This window comes from Actinocorallia aurea (genome assembly GCF_054783995.1).
In genome coordinates, this window is sequence record NZ_BAAGPQ010000015.1 from 135,686 (window position 1) to 151,928 (window position 16,243).

Here is a 16,243-nt window from a genome sequence, read left to right on the forward strand (position 1 = left end):
CCCCGCTTCCGAGAGGATTCACGTTGCCGAGACTGCGCCAGGTCCACCGCGAAGAGACCGACGACAAGCTCGTCCATTTCTTCTACGACCGCCTGTTCGGCGAGGGCGTCGACCCCGTCGACGGACCGGGCACCGCCACGGGCACGCCCGGCACCTGGTGGACGGTCTTCGCGCTCGACCACGCGATCTTCAAGCACTGCGTGCAGGGCTTCCAGGTGTACCGGGGCGTCAAGCTCGACCCGGTGCTGCGCGAGCTGGGCCAGACCCGCGCCGGGTGGAGCCGCGGCAGCCAGTTCGTCTTCTCCCAGCACTGCAAGCAGATGCGGGCCCTCGGCGTCCCCGAGGCGAAGATCGCCGCCGTGGCGGCGTGGGAGGTCAGCGACCAGTTCGACGAGCTGGAGCGGGCCGTCCTCGCCTACACCGACGCGCTCGTGCTGGGCGGCGGCCGAGTGCACGACGACGTCTTCGCCGTCTTGAAGAGGCATCTGCCGGACGAGCAGATCCTGGAGCTCACCTACACGACGGCCCTGTACGAGATGCACGCGACGATGACGAAGGCGCTGCGCCTGGAGTTCGACGACCGCGACGACCCGATCACCGAGGTCGCGGCGCCCGAGGGCTACGGCAGCCGCGACATCGCCGACGACATCGCCGGAGGCTGACCCTTCGGGCGGAACCTAAAGCTCGGGCAAAGACACACCGCGCGAGGGTCATTCACGGAGAGTCACCGGGAATGACCCTTCTCGTCTGTTCGAGATCACGGGGGTGGGTCGATGCGCGGCGCTGTGCTCGGTTCGATGGTCGGCGGGTTCGTGCTGCTCTCGGCGGCGCCCGCCGTGGCCGACGGAGGCCTTGAGGTGAATCCGAGCAACGCCAAGCGCGGCCAGACCGTCGGCATCTCGACCGGCGACAACTGCCGGGAGACCGACGGCCAGGCCACGGTGGCCTCGTCGGCGTTCGACACGGTCGACACGACCGTCGCGCAGGGCGAGGCGAACGTCGCGGTGGCGATCTCGCAGGACGCGTCCTTCGAGACCCACATGATCACGCTGACCTGCGCGCCTTCCCAGCGCAAGATCGAGGGCGCGGTGACGATCAAGCGGGCCAAGTCCAGCGGCGACGACGACCGCTGCTACCAGGACGAATGGGGCCAGTGGCACGGCAAGTGCTCCGGGCAGGGCCCCGAGACGGGCTTCGGCGGCTCACTCGACGGAGGGCCGACCGCGCTCGGCGTGGCGGGGATCGGCCTGGTCGGCGCGGCGGGCGCCCTCTACGCGGTGCAGCGGGCGCGCCGGGCCCGTGCCTAACCCGACGACCGTCCTCGCCGGGGTCCTCGCGCTCGCGGGCGTCGCGCTCGCCGCGAAGGGCTGGGAGCACAGGGAGCCGCCGAAATACCGGACCTTCGGCGGCCCTGAGGCGATCTGGGACATCCCGGACGGCCAAGCCATGGGCGGCGCCTCACCGACCAGGCTGCGCATCCCGTCCGCGAAACTCGACGCGAAGATCGGAAAGGTCGGCAACACCCCTGAGGGCGGCATCGCCGTGCCTCCGGCCTCCCGCGCCGACGAGGCCTCCTGGTACGACGGCAGCGTCCTGCCCGGCACCCGCGGCTCGTCGATCATCGTCGGCCACTACGACGACGACAAGGGCGGCGCCGTCTTCTACAACGCCCACAGGATCCGCGCCCGCGACCGCGTCTACGTCGACCGCTCCGACGGCACCACCGCGGTCTTCCAGGTCGACGCCCTGGAACAGGTCCACAAGGCCCTGTTCCCCACGCGCCGCGTCTACGGCCGCGTGGCCTACGCCGGCCTCCGCCTGGTCACCTGCGGCGGCGACTTCGACGACCGCCGAGGCCACTTCCGCGACAACGTCATCATCTACGCCCACCTCATCGACACCGCCGAACCCCCCGCCAAGAAGCCCCGCAAGGCCCAGGCCGCCCGCTAGACCGCGGCGCGTTGGGCGGCCAGGCCGCTGAGGACGAGGTCGGTGAGGGAGGTGACGACGGTGGTGCGGGGGACGTCGGGGTGGGCGAGCCACCAGTCGCCGGCGTTCTGGACCATGCCGACGATGGCGTGGCCCCAGACCTTGGCGCGGGCGGCGGCGGACGGATCGGCGGGAACCGGGAGGATCTCGGCGATCTCGTCGCCGAGGCTCTGCATGACGGTGGACATGACGGTGTGGGTGGCGGTGTCCTCGGCGCGGGCGCGGTGCATGAGGAAGCGGTAGAAGTGCAGGTTCGCGGAGATCATCGACAGGTAGGTGTCGATGCCGTCGTGGACGCGCTCGCGCATCCCGGCATCCCGCAGCATCGCGGCGCGGATCGCCTCGATGAGGACGCGGCTGTGCCGCTCGGCGAGGGTCTGGTAGAGGCCCGACTTGTCGCCGAAGTGGCGGTAGAGGATCGGTTTGCTGACGCCCGCCTCCGCCGCGATCGCCGCCATCGACGCCTCGGGGCCCTCGCGCAGGATCACCGTGTCCGCGGCCTCCAGCAGGGCGCGGCGGCGGTCCGGGTCCCGTCTGCTGGGCGAGGCGCTCACGCGACGTACGTTACGGGGCGGTTGGTCCCCGCCGCCATCCGGCTCCGGGTATCGTCGGCGCGTGCCCGAAGGTCATGTCATCCACCGGCTCGCACGGCGTTACGGAGCGGCCTTCGGCGGCCGTCCCGTCGCGGCGCAGAGCCCCCAAGGCCGCTTCGCCGACGGGGCCGCCCGCATCGACGGCCAGACCCCCGAGGGGGCCGAGGCGCACGGCAAGCACCTGTTCGTCGAGTTCCCCGCCGGGTGGCTGCACGTCCACCTGGGCCTGTACGGGAAGGTCGCCTGGGGCGTGCCGCCCGTGCCCGCGCCCGTCGGGCAGATCCGGCTGCGCCTGGCGAACGGCGCGAACTACGCCGACCTGCGCGGCCCGACCGTCTGCGAGCTGCTCACCCCGGCCGAGAAGGACCTCCTGCACGCCCGCCTCGGCCCCGACCCGCTGCGGCCGGCCGCCGACACCGACCCCGAGAAGGCCCGCGCGATGATCGCGCGCAGCGGCCAGCCGATCGCGACGCTGCTCATGGACCAGAAGGTGATCTCCGGCGTCGGCAACATCTACCGCGCCGAGGTCCTCTTCCGGCACAACCTCGATCCGAGGCTCCCCGGCCGGGCCCTCACCGACGTCCAGTGGAAGGCCCTCTGGGACGACCTGGTCGTGCTCATGGCCGACGGCGTCGCCGGCGGCCGCATCGACACCGTCCGCCCCGAGCACATGCCCGACGCGATGGGCCGCCCCCCGCGCGAGGACGCCCACGGCGGCGAGGTCTACGTCTACCGCCGCGCGGGCCTGCCCTGCCACGTCTGCGGCACCGAGATCCGCACCGAGTCCGTCCAGTCCCGCAACCTGTTCTGGTGCCCGCGCTGCCAGGCGGCCCTTTAAGATCAGTTCATGGTGAACGAGCGTGCGGGCAAGGTGGCCCAAGCCGGGGATCTCGTCGATGTCGCGTGGCTGGTGACGGCCTATTACGCGCTGAAGCCCGATCCGTCGCAGGCGGGGCAGAGGGTCTCCTTCGGCACGTCGGGGCACCGCGGGTCGGCGCTGGACTCGGCGTTCAACGAGGCGCACATCCTGGCGACGACGCAGGCGATCTGCGAGTACCGGGCCGCGCAGGGCACGGACGGGCCGCTGTACCTGGGGGCGGACACGCACGCGCTGTCGGACCCGGCGTGGGTGAGCGCGCTGGAGGTGTGCGCGGGCAACGACGTCACCGTGCGCTACCAGAACGGCTACACGCCCACTCCGGCGGTCTCGCACGCGATCCTGACGTTCAACAAGGGCCGGACCTCGCACCTGGCCGACGGGATCGTGGTGACCCCGTCGCACAACCCGCCGCGCGACGGCGGATTCAAGTACAACCCGCCGAACGGCGGCCCCGCCGACACCGACGCCACCTCCTGGATCCAGGACCGGGCGAACGCCCTGATCGAGGGCGGGCTCGCGGGCGTCAAGCGGACCCCGTTCCAGCAGGCGATCGGCACCGCCGAGGCCTACGACTACCTCGGCACCTACGTGGCGGACCTGCCCTCGGTCGTCGACATCGAGGCGATCAGGCGCGCGGGGGTGCGGATCGGGGCCGATCCGCTGGGCGGTGCGAGCGTCAAGTACTGGGACGCCATCGCCGACGTCCACCGCCTCGACCTCACCGTCGTCAACCCGGCAACGGACCCGACCTGGCGGTTCATGACGCTCGACTGGGACGGCAAGATCCGCATGGACTGCTCCTCCCCCTACGCCATGGCCTCCCTCATCGGGAACAAGGACGCCTTCGACATCGCCACCGGCAACGACGCCGACTCCGACCGGCACGGCATCGTCACGCCCGACGGCGGCCTGATGAACCCCAACCACTACCTGGCCGCCGCGATCTCCTACCTGTACGCGCACCGTCCGCAGTGGCCGGGCGAGGCCGGGATCGGCAAGACCCTGGTGAGCAGCAGCATGATCGACCGGGTGGCCGCCGGGCTGGGCCGCCGCCTGGTGGAGGTGCCCGTCGGGTTCAAGTGGTTCGTCCCCGGCCTGCTCGACGGCTCGCTCGGCTTCGGCGGCGAGGAGAGCGCGGGCGCGTCGTTCCTGCGCCGCGACGGCTCGGTGTGGACCACCGACAAGGACGGCATCATCCTCGCCCTGCTCGCCTCGGAGATCCTCGCCGTCACCGGCCAGAGCCCGAGCGCCCTGTACCGGGAGCTGACGGGCAAGTACGGCGACCCCTCCTACGCGCGCGTCGACGCCCCGGCGACCCGGGAGGAGAAGGCGGTCCTCGCCAAGCTCTCCCCCGACCAGGTCACCGCCACCGAGCTGGCCGGCGAGCCCATCACCGCGGTGCTCACCGCCGCGCCCGGCAACGGCGCCCCGATCGGCGGCCTGAAGGTGCAGACGGAGAACGCCTGGTTCGCCGCCCGCCCCTCGGGCACCGAGGACGTCTACAAGATCTACGCCGAGTCCTTCCACGGCGCCGAGCATCTGGCCCGGGTTCAGGAGGAGGCGCGCGCCTTGGTGTCGGCGGCTCTCGGCTGATCGCGGCGCCCGGTCGCGATGTCGAACTCCCGGTAGGGGTCGCGCATCGCGCCGAGGGCGACGAACTGCCGCCGGAACAGCAGCGCCAGCGTCCAGTCGGACAGGACGCGAGCCTTGCGGTTGAAGGTCGGCAGCCGGGTCAGGTGGTAGGTGCGGTGGATGAACCAAGCGGGCAGTCCCCGCACCTTCACCCCGTAGAGCTGCGCGACGCCCCGGTACAGGCCGAGGCTGGCGACCGAGCCGACGTAGGCGTGCTTGTAGGGCGTCAGCCGTCCGCCGCGCAGCGTCGCCACGACGTTGTCGGCGAGGACCTTCGCCTGCCGCACGGCGTGCTGGGCGTTGGGGGCGGTGAACGCGCCCTCGGTGGTGAGGTCGGGCACCGCGGCGTTGTCTCCGGCGGTGAAGGCGTCGGGGTGGCCTTCTACGGTGAGGGTCGTGGTCGCCTTCAGCCTGCCCTTCTCGTCCTTGGGCAGGTCGGTCGCCGCGATCAGGGGGTGTGGTTTGACGCCTGCGGTCCACACCAGTGTCGCGGCCTCGAAGACCTGGCCGTCGGACAGTTCGACCCGGCCGCCGACCACCGAGTTCAGGCGCGTGTTCAGCAGCACCTCGATCTCCTGGCGGCGCAGCTGCTCGACGGTGTAGACGCCGAGCTCCGGGCCCACCTCGGGCAGGATGTGGTCGGTGGCCTCGACCAGCACCCAGCGGGGGCGTGCCTTGAGGTGCGGCAGCCACTTCAGGTAGTCGTGCGCCATGTCCTGGAGTTCGGCGAGCGCCTCGACTCCCGCGAACCCGCCTCCGACGAACACGAAGGTGAGGCAGCGGCGGCACTCCTCCTCGTCCCGGGTCGAGGCGGCCCGGTCGAGCAGGCCGAGCACCTGGTTGCGGAGCTGGATGGACTCCTCGATGGTCTTGAATCCGATGCCGTGCTCGGCCAGGCCGGGGATCGGCAGGGTCCGGGAGATCGAGCCCACCGCGAGGACCAGGAGGTCGTAGTCGATGTTCCAGGCCTCGCCCGCGGTGATCTCCACCGTGGCGGACTTGCGGGCGTGGTCGATGGACATCACGTGCCCGTTGATGATCTTGCACTGCCGCAGGACCCTGCGGAGCGGGACGATCACGTGCCGCGGTTCGAGGTTGCCCGCGGCGGCCTCCGGCAGGAAGGGCTGGTAGGTCATATATCCCTGCGGGTCGACGACGGTGATCTCGACCTCACCGCGCCTCAGCGGGCCGCGCAGCTTCCGCTGGAGTCTGAGCGCGGTGTACAGGCCGACGTAGCCACCGCCGACGATCAGAATGCGCTTCCTCGTCATACGGGTCCCGTGCCCAGTGGGGCGATAAGGAAACAGACAGGCATATCTTCGGATGCATGTCACGTTCGGATCAGAAGACCTGGAACCGCCCTATACCCCTCATTGGGGATACTTCCGCGGCGGTCGAGCGGGCGGCCGACCCCGCCGCCTGGGCCTTCGACCCCGCGGCCCGCGAGGCGTTCTACGCCGTCACCGCGGCACGGCGCGACATCCGGCGCTTCCGGCCCGACCCCGTCCCGGAGGAGACCCTTCGGCGGGTCCTCGCCGCAGCCCACACCGCCCCGTCCGTAGGGCACAGCCAGCCCTGGCGGTTCCTCGTCGTCCGCGACCCCGCCCTCCGCGACACCGCGGCCCTCATGGCCGAACGCGAGAAACTCGCCCAGGCCGACCTCCTCGGCGAGGAACGCGGACGGCGCCTGCGCGACCTCAGCCTCGAAGGCATCAGGGCCGCGCCCCTCGGCGTCGTCGTCGCCTGCGACCGGCGCACCCCCGCCGCCGGCGTCCTCGGCCGCGCCACCTTCCCCGACGCCGACCTGTGGTCCTGCGCCTGCGCCATCCAGAACCTCTGGCTCGCCGCCCGCGCCGAAGGCCTCGGCCTCGGCTGGGTCACCCTCTTCCAGCCCGACGAACTCGGCGCACTCCTCGGCCTGCCCGAAGGCGTCACCACCCTCGGCTGGCTCTGCCTCGGCTGGCCCGACGAACTCCCGCCCTCCCCCGGCCTGGAACGCCGCGGCTGGTCCCGGCGCGCGCCCCTCGACGAGGTCGTCTTCACCGACCGCTGGCCCGCCTCCGACACCGCGCCCCCGCCGAACCACCTCGCCGCGCCCCCGCCCGCCGCCGTCGTCGCCGCCCGCGACCGCGCCGACGACCTCCTCGCCGTCCCCGGCTCCCTCGGCGTCCTCGACGCGGCCCTCGACCGCGTCCTCGCCGTCCGGCCCGACGGGCTCACCGGCGGAACCCTCGTCCTGGCCGCCGCCGACCACCCCGTCACCCGGCACGGCGTCTCGGCCTTCCCTGCCTCGGTCACCCGGCAGATCCTCGACGCCACCCGCGAAGGCGTCTCCCAGGGCGCGTCCGCCGCGAGGGCCGCCGGACTCGGCGTGCTCGCCCTCGACGCCGGCGTCCTCGGCCCGGCGAGCGGCGGGACCGACCTCGACCGGAGGCTCTCCGACGCCGTCGAGACCGGCGGGCCGCGCGGCGACCTCGTGCGGACCGACGCCCTCACCGACGTCGCAGCCCGCCTCCTCCTCGAAGCCGGAAGGGTCGCCGGAGAACAGGCCGCGGAAGGCGGACTCGTCGTCCTCGGCGAAGCCGGCATCGGGAACACCACGCCCGCCGCCGCCCTCGCCTCCGCCCTGCTCGGCCTGCCCGCCGCCGAGACCGTCGGACTCGGCGCCGGATCCGACGCCGAGATGGTGGAGCGCAAGCGCGCGGTGGTCGCCGCCGCCCTCGCCCGGGTCGGCGACCTCGACCGCAGCCCGCTGGAACTGCTCACCGCGCTCGGCGGCGGCGAGTTCGCCGTCCTCACCGGCGTCGTCCTCGGCGCGGCCTCCCGCGGCGCCGCCGTCGTCCTCGACGGGCTCGCCACCTCCGTCGCCGCCCTCACCGCCGTCCGGATGATGCCCGGCGTCGCCGCCCACCTCGTCGCCGGGCAGCGCAGCCGCGAACAAGGGCACCCGCTCGTCCTGCGCGCCCTCGGCCTCGAACCCCTCCTGGACCTGCGGCTGCGGGCGGGCGAAGGCGTCGGCGGCTGCCTCGCGGCGGGCCTGCTGCTCGCCGCACTGCGCACGCGCGCCGAAACGGCGCGAACCATGCCGAACCTCTAGAGTTCTCCGAAACGATCTTTTCTGAAGGGACGACCATGCGTACCGTCGATCTGGGCTCACAAGGTCTGAAGGTCTCCGCGCAGGGACTCGGCTGCATGGGCATGAGCCAGTCCTACGGTGTCGCCGACGACACGGTGTCGCTCGCCACCATCGACAGGGCCTTCGAGCTCGGCGTCACCTTCTTCGACACCTCCGACGTCTACGGCGTCGGAGGCATCTACGGGTTCGGCGCCAACGAGAAGCTCCTCGGCTACGCCCTGCGCGGCCGCCGCGACGAAGCCGTCGTCGCCACCAAGTGCGGCATCAAGGGCATCGTCGTCAACGGGATGCGGTTCGACCTCGGCGCCTCCCCCGAGTACGTCAAGCAGGCCTGCGAGGACTCGCTGAAGCGGCTCGGCACCGACCGGATCGACCTGTACTACCTGCACCGGGTCGACCCGAACACCCCGATCGAGGACACCGTCGGGGCGATGGCCGAACTCGTCGCCGAAGGCAAGGTGCGGTACCTCGGCCTGTCCGAAGTGTCCGCCGACCAGTTGGAACGCGCCCACGCCGTCCACCCGATCACCGCGGTCCAGAGCGAGTACTCCCTGTGGACCCGCGGCCTCGAGGCCGAGATCCTCCCGGCGATGCGCCGCCTCGGCGTCGGCCTCGTCCCCTTCTCCCCGCTGGGCCGCGGGTTCCTCACCGGCACCGTCACCAGCGCCGACTTCTCCTCCGGCGACATGCGCGCCTCCAACCCCCGCTTCACCCCCGAGGCCGTCGACGCCAACCAGGCCCTCGTCGCCGTCGTCCGCGAGATCGCCGCCGCCCGCGGCGTCCTGCCCGGCCAGGTGGCCCTCGCCTGGGTCCACGCCCAAGGCCCCGACATCGTCCCCATCCCCGGCACCAAGCGCCCCACCTACCTGGAGCAGAACGCCGCCGCCGCCGACCTCACCCTCACCGAAGACGACCTCTCCCGCCTCAACACCCTCGCCGACCAGGTCACGGGCTCCCGCTACTGACGCGCCCCCGCGCGCGTCGGCCACCGCCCCGCCGGCGCGCGCAACGCCCCCTGCCGAAGGTGAACGGGCCCAACGGCCCCCAGCCGGCGCGCATCATCGAGAAACCCTGAGGTCCCGCAGTACGAGCCGTGGCCGGTGTGCGTCCACGGCAAGCGACAGGCCGAAAAGGCCGCCTGCTCCGAAACGCCGGTCGGCTGATCCATGAAACATCCAGGTAGCCCGAGGCGCGGCCTTTACGTAGTAAGTCCGGTTTCAAGCGGAGGTGGGGCCGTGTTCGACGAGGTTGCCGTCGCCGTCTACGACGACCACCCCTCCCTCCAGCCCGTCTGACGTCGTCGCGGGCGGCCCAGCATGGGCCGCCCGCGGTTCCGGGCGCCCATGCCGTCAGACGGCCGGGGCTTCGATGGAGAAGTCGATGACGCCGTCGTCGGTGGAGGTGACGGTGACGATGACGGGCCGGTCCATGCCTTCGGCGGTGGTGAGGGTGCAGGACAGGGTGGCGCCGAGGGTGCCGGTGAGGTCGCCGGGGCAGTCGACGGCCTGCGGGGTGCCGCCGAGCTGCGGGGCGAGCTGCGCGGAGATCTGCTGCTCGACGGAGGCCTCGTCGGCCTTCGCGGTGGTGGCGGAGAAGGAGCAGGCGGTGAGGGCCGCCGCGGCGAGGCCGCCGAGGACGACGGACTTCAGGACGGTGCGCATGGGAGTTCCCCTGGTCTTGTCGTGAGATGCGCCCTTGTGGGTGCTCTCCGAGGGTCTCCTCCCGAGCGTCCCGTTCGGCACGGGGCGGCGTCCTGTTCCTTCGAGGTGGCCGTGCGGGGCTTCGCAGGGCCCGCCGAGCGCCGGGCGCGGCCGGAAAGTTCGCCCGCGCTCCGTACTCGGTGGCCGGGGCGCGCCTCCACCCGAGGGGAAGTGACGGGCGTCCCGTGGAGCCCCCGTCCAGAGGGGCGGGTCCCATCGGGTGCTCAGGCCCCGCGCCGCAGGGCGGGTGTCCCGCGGCGGGAGGACGCCGCCGGGGCCGCGCCGGGACACCGGCCGGGCGGACGCGGGTCAGGCGGTGGGACTGCGGAACTCCGGCTGGTCCAGGACGCGGAGCCAGGTGCCGTCGGGCTGGCGGCGGGCCACCTGGGCGCGCGCGCCCGAACCGTCGGACGGCGGGGTGGAGGTGAGCGCGAGATCGCCGCTGACCAGGGTGGGGAGCGGCGGCTCGGGGGTGAAGTGCGGCCTGGCCTCCAGCACCTTCGCCCACAGTGCGCGGATGGCCTCCCGGCCGACCGTCTGGGAGCCGGGCGGGAAGGCCATCACCGCGTCTTCGGCGTAGAGGGCGGCCACCCCGTCGGCGTCGCCCGCGTTGGAGCGCTCGACGAACAGGCGGGTGAGGTCCTCCGGGCGCTGCGCCTTCTCGTACCGGGCGTACTTGTCCTCGTTCATCACGGGCCTCCTCTTTCTCGGTTCTTCCCTTCCAGGGTGCCGCCGCCCAGCACTAGAAGTCCAACAGATTGTTCTTCTGGAAGCTAGAATCAGAGATTATGGAACTGCATCAGCTCGCCTACTTCGTGGCCGTAGCCGAAGAGCGGAACTTCACGCGCGCGGCGCAGCGGCTGCGGATCAGCCAGTCCGGCGTGAGCGCGCAGATCCGGCGGCTGGAGCGGGAGCTCGGCGCGGAGCTGTTCGACCGGACGTCGCGGTCCGTCGCGCTCACCCCGGCGGGCAAGGCGGCCCTGGAGCCCGCGCGGGCCGCCCTGAACGCCGCCGGGGACGTCACCCGGGCCGTCGACGACGTGCGCGGGCTGGTCCGGGGAAGCCTCACCGTCGGCATGGTCATCGGCTGCACGATCACGCCCCTGTTCGCGGCCTTGGCCGACCTGAACGCGGGCCACCCTGGAGTCGAGGTCTCCCTGCTGGAGGACGCCTCCGACCGGCTGGCCGACGGCGTCCGCGCCGGCGCCCTGGACGTCGCGCTGCTGGGCACCGCGGCGCTTCCCGAGGGCCTGGAGTCGCTGACGCTGATCAGCGAGCCGCTCGCCGCGCTCGTCCCGCCGGGCCATCGGCTGGCGGGCCAGGCGGAGGCGACCCTCGCCGAGGTGTGCACGGGCCCCGTCGTCTGTATGCCGCCCGGTACGGGGCTGCGTACGGTCTTCGACCTCGCCTGCGCCGAGCGGGACCTCACCCCTCACGTCGCCCTGACGGCCTCGGCGGCGGACGCGATCGCCGATCTCTGCGTCCGAGGACTCGGAACGGCCATCCTCACCCCGTCCATGGCCGACGCCTACCGGGGCCGCCTTACCGCCCTCGCCATCTCCGACCTCTCCGCCCCCGCCCTCCTGGCCTTCGTCTGGCGGCCCGGCCCCTCCCCCGCTACCCGCGCCTTCCTCACCCACGCCCGTGCCCGCTTCGGCGTCTGAGGTCAGGGCGACGGGGTGATCAGCCCCGTCTCGTAGGCGTGGATGACGAGGTGGACGCGGTCGCGGGCGTCGAGTTTGGCCAGGAGCCGGGCCACATGGGCCTTGGCCGTGGCGGGGCTGATGACGAGGGACTCGGCGATCTCGGCGTTCGACAGGCCCCGGGCGACCAGCGCGAGCACCTCGCCCTCCCGCTCGGTGACCGACGCCGGGAGGGGCGCGGTGCGGCGCGGAGCGCCGTCGGGCCGGGCCGCGAACTCGGCGAGGAGCCGCCTGGTGACGCCGGGAGCGAGGAGCGCGTCGCCGCCCGCCACGATCCGGACTGCGCCGAGGATCTCCTCCAGCGGCATGTCCTTGACGAGGAAGCCGCTCGCCCCGGCGCGCAGCGCGCCGTACACGTACTCGTCGTCGTCGAACGTGGTGAGCATGAGGACGCGGACGCCCGGCAGCTCCGCGGTGATCGCCGCGGTCGCGCCGATCCCGTCGGTGCCGGGCATGCGGATGTCCATGAGGACGACGTCGGGCCGCTCGCGCCGGGCGAGGTCGATCGCCTGCCCGCCCGTCGCGGCCTCCCCGACGAGTTCGAGGTCGGGGGTGTCGGCGAACAGCACGCGCAGGCCCGCGCGCACGAGCGGCTGGTCGTCGGCGAGCAGCACGCGGATCATCGCAGCGCGCCTTCCAGCGGCAGCCGCGCCTCGACCCGGAAGCCGCCCGCCCGGCCCGGCCCCGTGCTCAGGCTGCCGCCGAGCAGTCCGACCCGCTCCCGCATCCCGATCAGGCCGTAGCCGACGGGCGTCCCGGACGGCCCCGCCCCGTCGTCGGCGATCTCCACGACGAGTTCGTCCGCGCCGTAGCCGAGCGAGACCCGGCACTCCTCGGTACGGGCGTGCCGGACCACGTTCGTGACGGACTCCTGGACGATCCGGAACGCGGCGAGGTCCACCTCGGCGGGCAGGGGGCGCAGCTCGCCCGTCCACCGGACGTCCACGTGGACGCCCGCGTCGCCGGTGGCCCGCACGAGCCGGTCGAGCCCGGCGAGGCCGGGGGCGAGCGCGTCGACGGCGTCGGCCCGGCGCAGCGCGCCCAGCATCTTCCGCAGCCCGGCGAGGGTCTCCCGGCTGCTCTCCTCGATGGCGCTCAGCGCGTTGCGCGCCTCGGCGGGCTGGGTGTCGATGACGCGCCCGCCCACGCCGGCCTGGATGGCGATGACGCCGATGCTGTGCGCGACCATGTCATGCAGGTCGCGGGCGATGCGCAGCCGCTCGGCGGCGACGGCCTCGGCCGCGGTGCGCTCGGCGAGCTCCCGCGCGTGGATCCGGCTCTGCCGTGCCGAGGCCCCGACGAGCCAGGCGAGCGGCACCGCGAGTGCGGCGACCGCGAGGAGCAGCGTCAGCACCGGCCCCGCCTCGGCGGCGACGAGCACGCATCCGAGCTGGACGATGACGGCCGCGCCCAGCGCGATGAGCGACATCCAGCGCGGCCGGGTGAGCGCGATGGCGGCCACGGCCCCGTCCACGAAGACCGCGTAGAGCAGCGCGATCTCCGGCTTGGGCATCTCCAGCGAGGCCGCGGTCCAGGCCGTGAGCAGCGACGCGAGCGCGAACAGCGGCACCCGCCGGACCAACGCGAGCACCGCGAGCGTGAGCGCCGAGGCGGGCAGCACCTCGACGAGCCCGAAACCCTGCCGTCCCGCCACGACGGAGAAGAAGAGCACGGGAGGGTATAGGACAGCACAGACCGAGAGCAGCGCCGACAGAGCTGCTGCCTTTCGCACATTCGGCAAGTCTCGCCCTGTATCTCCCATGGCTCGATCGTAATGACGGCCCGCCCCGTCGGCATCGTCCGCGAGACGTACGCCTGGAGGCCATAGGCGGCCGGGGACGCCTCCGGCGCGGGGCGTCCCCGGTCGCGGTCAGTGCCGGCCGTACGGGCGGGCCAGGAACCTGCCGGAGGGCTCGCCGACGACCTTGCCGCCGTCGAGGATCCGCTCGCCGCGCAGGAACGCGTCGGTGACCTTCGCGCCCAGCTCGAAGCCCTCGAACGGGGTGTACTCCTGGGTGGACTCGGAGTCCTCGGCCCGGACCGTCCAGGTGCTGTTCGGGTCGACCAGGGCGATGTCGGCGTCGTAGCCCTCGGCGAGGACGCCCTTGCCGCGCAGGCCGTAGCGGGCGGCCGGGTTGTAGGAGGTGAGGGCCGCGATCCGGCCGAGCGGGATCCCGCGCTTGCGGCCCTCGGACACCATGCCGGGCAGGAGGTACTCGGCGCCGCCGAAGCCGGACTTGGCGAGGAACACGTCGTCGCGGTCGCTGCCGAACTTGGCCTCGTCGCGGCAGCAGGCGTGGTCGGAGACGACCCAGTCGATCGTGCCGTCGGCGATGAAGGACCACAGCGCCTCGACGTCGTCGCGGCCGCGCAGCGGCGGGTTCACCTTGCCGCCGATGCCGGAGGCGGTCTCGATGTCGGCGAGCAGGTGGCCGACGGTGACCTCGCGGCGGAAGTCGATGTGCGGGAAGGCCTTGGACATCCGGACCGCGGCGTCGACGGCCTTGAAGCCGGAAAGGTGCAGCAGGTTGATCGTCGGCAGGCCCGTCTCGTGCGCCAGGTAGGACGCGATGGAGACGGCGAGGCCCTCGGAGTGCTGCGGACGCGAGGCGCTGTAGGCGGCCAGGCCGCTCAGCGAGCCGTCCTCCTCGACCATCTTGGTGTAGGCGCTCATGATCTCGGCGGTCTCGCAGTGCAGGGACAGCGAGATCTCGTCGGCCAGGTGCGGGAACTTCTCGCGCGCGGCCTGGATGCCGCGCATGACGAACTCGAAGTGCGCGTAGTCGTAGCGCTCGCCCTCGGGCGTCATGAGGAAGCTGGACTGGTCGGACGAGCGGCCGTGCAGGCCGTGCGAGCCGTAGAACATGAAGATCTTGAAGGAGGTGACGCCGAACCTCTCGACGAGGTCCGGGATCTCCGTGATGTGCTGCTTGCTCATCGGCGCGAGGTGGAAGGCGTAGTCGACGTGCGCGCGGCCTTCGGAGGCGGCCAGCACCTCGGGGAAGAACTCGGCGTAGGGTCCACCCTTGTTCAGGTAGTACTGGCCCGTGCGCATGTACGTCAGCGCTGTCGTCACGCCGCCTTGCGCGCTGGCCCGGGACTCGGTGACGGTGTCGTCGGCCAGGGGGTTGTAGATGCCCCAGTGCTGGTGGGCGTCGACCACGCCGGGGAACGCCAGCTTGCCGCCGCCGTCCACGACGCGCTCGGCTCCCGCGGCGTCGATGCCCGGGGCCACCCGGACGATCTTCCCGTCGCGTACCGCGATATCGGCTGCGAGCGGCTCGTCCTGGTCATGCCGGACGACCGCGACGTTCTTCACTACAAGCTCGAACTCACTCAATTTCCACTCCTATCGGTTATGCGAAGGACGGGCGGTCGTGCCCGGTCACGTCACGATCTTTCGTTCGCGCAGGTCGGCCACCTCGCCGGCGGACAGGCCCAGCTCGCCCGTCAGGACGGCGTCGGTGTCGGCGCCGTGCGCGCGGCCGGTGAACCTGATCCGGCCCGGCGTCTCCGACATCCGCCACATCACGTTGTGCTGGAGGAGCGGCCCGAGGTCGGCGTCGTCGATCTCGGTGAGCATCCCGGTCTCCCGCACGTGCGGGTCCTCGGCGAGGTCCCGGGCGGTGTAGACGGGGGCCACTGCCGCGCCCGCCTCGGTGAACGCCGCGACCGCCTCGTCCCGGGTGCGCGCGGCGATCCAGCCGCCGACCAGCTCGTCCAGCAACTCGACGTGCTCGACCCTGCCCCGCCCGTCGGCGAACCAGGGCTCCTCGATGAGGTCCGGCCTGCCGACGAGGCGCATCACCCGCTCGGCGATGGCCTGGGCGCTGGTGGAGATGGCCAGCCAGTGCCCGTCGGAGGTCTGGTAGGTGTTGCGGGGCGCGTTGTTGGTGGAGCGGTTGCCGTGCCGGGTCTCCACCACGCCGAGCTGCTGGTAGACCGTCGGCGAGGGACCGACCGCCGTCATCAGCGGCTCCAGCAGGCTCATGTCGATGACCTGGCCCCGGCCCGTCCGCTCGCGGTGGTACAGCGCCATCGTCACCGCGGACGACGCCGCGATGCCGCACACGGAGTCGGCGAGGCCGAACGCCGGGAGGGTCGGCGGGCCCTCGGGGGCGCCGGTCAGGTGGGCGAAGCCGCTCATCGCCTCGGCGAGGGTGCCGAAGCCCGCGCGGGCCGCGTACGGGCCGGTCTGGCCGAACCCCGTGACACGCACCATCACCAGGCGCGGATTCACCTCGTGCAGCCGCTCGGGGCCGAGGCCCCAGCGCTCGAACGTGCCGGGCCGGAAGTTCTCGACGAGCACGTCGGCGGTCTCGACGAGGCGCAGCAGGATCTCCGCGCCCTCCGGCTCGGAAAGGGTCAGGCCGATCGTGCGCTTGTTGCGCGCGACCTCCTTCCACCACAGGGCATGGCCGTCCTTCGACTTGCCGTGGCCGCGCATCCCGTCGACCTTCACCGCGTGCTCGATCTTGAGCACGTCCGCGCCGAAGTCGCCCAGGATCTGGGCGCAGAGCGGCCCGGCGAGGATCGTCGAGACGTCCAGGACGCGCAGTCCAGTGAGGGGTCCGTCCTGCATGGGTTCTCCCGGTTCTTTCGTTCCCTTG

General features: G+C 72.5%; 16 protein-coding genes. 8 read left to right on the forward strand and 8 right to left on the reverse strand.

All coding sequences use genetic code 11. The features are described 5' to 3' along the window. The first annotated feature begins 23 nt into the window (after positions 1 to 23). From ACYVOM_RS20315 to ACYVOM_RS20325, 3 genes are all read left to right on the forward strand, one after another. Positions 24 to 662, forward strand: coding sequence for a carboxymuconolactone decarboxylase family protein (locus ACYVOM_RS20315; protein ID WP_460304996.1), 639 nt, complete (start codon positions 24 to 26; stop codon positions 660 to 662). Between the two features lie 111 nt (positions 663 to 773). After that, positions 774 to 1,307: a hypothetical protein gene (locus ACYVOM_RS20320; RefSeq protein ID WP_460304997.1), complete on the forward strand. Its 534-nt coding sequence runs from the start codon at positions 774 to 776 to the stop codon at positions 1,305 to 1,307. After that, positions 1,300 to 1,950, forward strand: coding sequence for a class F sortase (locus tag ACYVOM_RS20325; protein ID WP_460304998.1), 651 nt, complete (start codon positions 1,300 to 1,302; stop codon positions 1,948 to 1,950). Before ACYVOM_RS20320 ends, ACYVOM_RS20325 begins: the two co-directional genes overlap by 8 nt. Here the strand turns inward: ACYVOM_RS20325 and ACYVOM_RS20330 are convergent. Then, positions 1,947 to 2,543 (reverse strand): TetR family transcriptional regulator, encoded by a 597-nt coding sequence (locus ACYVOM_RS20330; RefSeq protein WP_460304999.1) that lies wholly within the window; start codon positions 2,541 to 2,543, stop codon positions 1,947 to 1,949. The two genes, ACYVOM_RS20325 and ACYVOM_RS20330, sit on opposite strands and share 4 nt — an antisense overlap. A 61-nt stretch (positions 2,544 to 2,604) precedes the next feature. Between ACYVOM_RS20330 and ACYVOM_RS20335 the strand changes: the two genes are divergently transcribed. Together ACYVOM_RS20335 and pgm are read left to right on the forward strand one after the other, a co-directional pair. After that, entirely contained in the window at positions 2,605 to 3,420 is an 816-nt protein-coding gene (locus ACYVOM_RS20335; protein WP_460305000.1) for an Fpg/Nei family DNA glycosylase, read from the forward strand. A 9-nt stretch (positions 3,421 to 3,429) separates the two neighbouring features. Then, positions 3,430 to 5,055, forward strand: a complete 1,626-nt coding sequence (pgm, locus tag ACYVOM_RS20340) for a phosphoglucomutase (alpha-D-glucose-1,6-bisphosphate-dependent) (protein WP_460305001.1) — start codon at positions 3,430 to 3,432, stop codon at positions 5,053 to 5,055. Here the strand turns inward: pgm and ACYVOM_RS20345 are convergent. Next, positions 5,013 to 6,365 (reverse strand): NAD(P)/FAD-dependent oxidoreductase, encoded by a 1,353-nt coding sequence (locus ACYVOM_RS20345; RefSeq protein ID WP_460305002.1) that lies wholly within the window; start codon positions 6,363 to 6,365, stop codon positions 5,013 to 5,015. The two genes, pgm and ACYVOM_RS20345, sit on opposite strands and share 43 nt — an antisense overlap. A gap of 56 nt (positions 6,366 to 6,421) precedes the next feature. On the opposite strand from ACYVOM_RS20345, the gene bluB reads away from it, so the two are divergent. Both bluB and ACYVOM_RS20355 read left to right on the forward strand, forming a co-directional pair. Beyond that, positions 6,422 to 8,191: a 5,6-dimethylbenzimidazole synthase gene (gene bluB, locus ACYVOM_RS20350; protein ID WP_460305003.1), complete on the forward strand. Its 1,770-nt coding sequence runs from the start codon at positions 6,422 to 6,424 to the stop codon at positions 8,189 to 8,191. A gap of 35 nt (positions 8,192 to 8,226) precedes the next feature. Next, entirely contained in the window at positions 8,227 to 9,195 is a 969-nt protein-coding gene (locus ACYVOM_RS20355) for an aldo/keto reductase (protein ID WP_460305004.1), read from the forward strand. A gap of 384 nt (positions 9,196 to 9,579) precedes the next feature. On the opposite strand, the gene ACYVOM_RS20360 is transcribed toward ACYVOM_RS20355, so the two are convergent. Together ACYVOM_RS20360 and ACYVOM_RS20365 are read right to left on the reverse strand one after the other, a co-directional pair. Next, positions 9,580 to 9,891 (reverse strand): DUF4333 domain-containing protein, encoded by a 312-nt coding sequence (locus ACYVOM_RS20360; protein ID WP_460305005.1) that lies wholly within the window; start codon positions 9,889 to 9,891, stop codon positions 9,580 to 9,582. 348 nt (positions 9,892 to 10,239) lie between these two features. Continuing rightward, on the reverse strand, positions 10,240 to 10,620 hold the full coding sequence (locus tag ACYVOM_RS20365) for a YybH family protein (RefSeq protein WP_460305006.1): 381 nt from the start codon (positions 10,618 to 10,620) through the stop codon (positions 10,240 to 10,242). Between the two features lie 98 nt (positions 10,621 to 10,718). Here ACYVOM_RS20365 and ACYVOM_RS20370 point away from each other — a divergent pair, with 98 nt between their 5' ends. Beyond that, a complete protein-coding gene (locus ACYVOM_RS20370) occupies positions 10,719 to 11,594 on the forward strand; it encodes a LysR family transcriptional regulator (protein WP_460305007.1) in 876 nt (291 codons plus the stop codon). A gap of 2 nt (positions 11,595 to 11,596) precedes the next feature. On the opposite strand, the gene ACYVOM_RS20375 is transcribed toward ACYVOM_RS20370, so the two are convergent. From ACYVOM_RS20375 to ACYVOM_RS20390, 4 genes are all read right to left on the reverse strand, one after another. Then, the gene (locus ACYVOM_RS20375; protein WP_460305008.1) at positions 11,597 to 12,256 is read right to left on the reverse strand and encodes a response regulator transcription factor; all 660 of its coding nucleotides are present in this window, start codon (positions 12,254 to 12,256) and stop codon (positions 11,597 to 11,599) included. Further along, the gene (locus ACYVOM_RS20380) at positions 12,253 to 13,305 is read right to left on the reverse strand and encodes a sensor histidine kinase (RefSeq protein WP_460305009.1); all 1,053 of its coding nucleotides are present in this window, start codon (positions 13,303 to 13,305) and stop codon (positions 12,253 to 12,255) included. The genes ACYVOM_RS20375 and ACYVOM_RS20380 overlap by 4 nt, the downstream gene beginning before the upstream one ends. Positions 13,306 to 13,503: 198 nt before the next feature. After that, a complete protein-coding gene (locus tag ACYVOM_RS20385; RefSeq protein ID WP_460305010.1) occupies positions 13,504 to 14,973 on the reverse strand; it encodes a dihydroorotase in 1,470 nt (489 codons plus the stop codon). Positions 14,974 to 15,018: 45 nt separating this feature from the next. Further along, positions 15,019 to 16,215: a CaiB/BaiF CoA transferase family protein gene (locus ACYVOM_RS20390; protein WP_460305011.1), complete on the reverse strand. Its 1,197-nt coding sequence runs from the start codon at positions 16,213 to 16,215 to the stop codon at positions 15,019 to 15,021. Between the last annotated feature and the right edge of the window lie 28 nt (positions 16,216 to 16,243).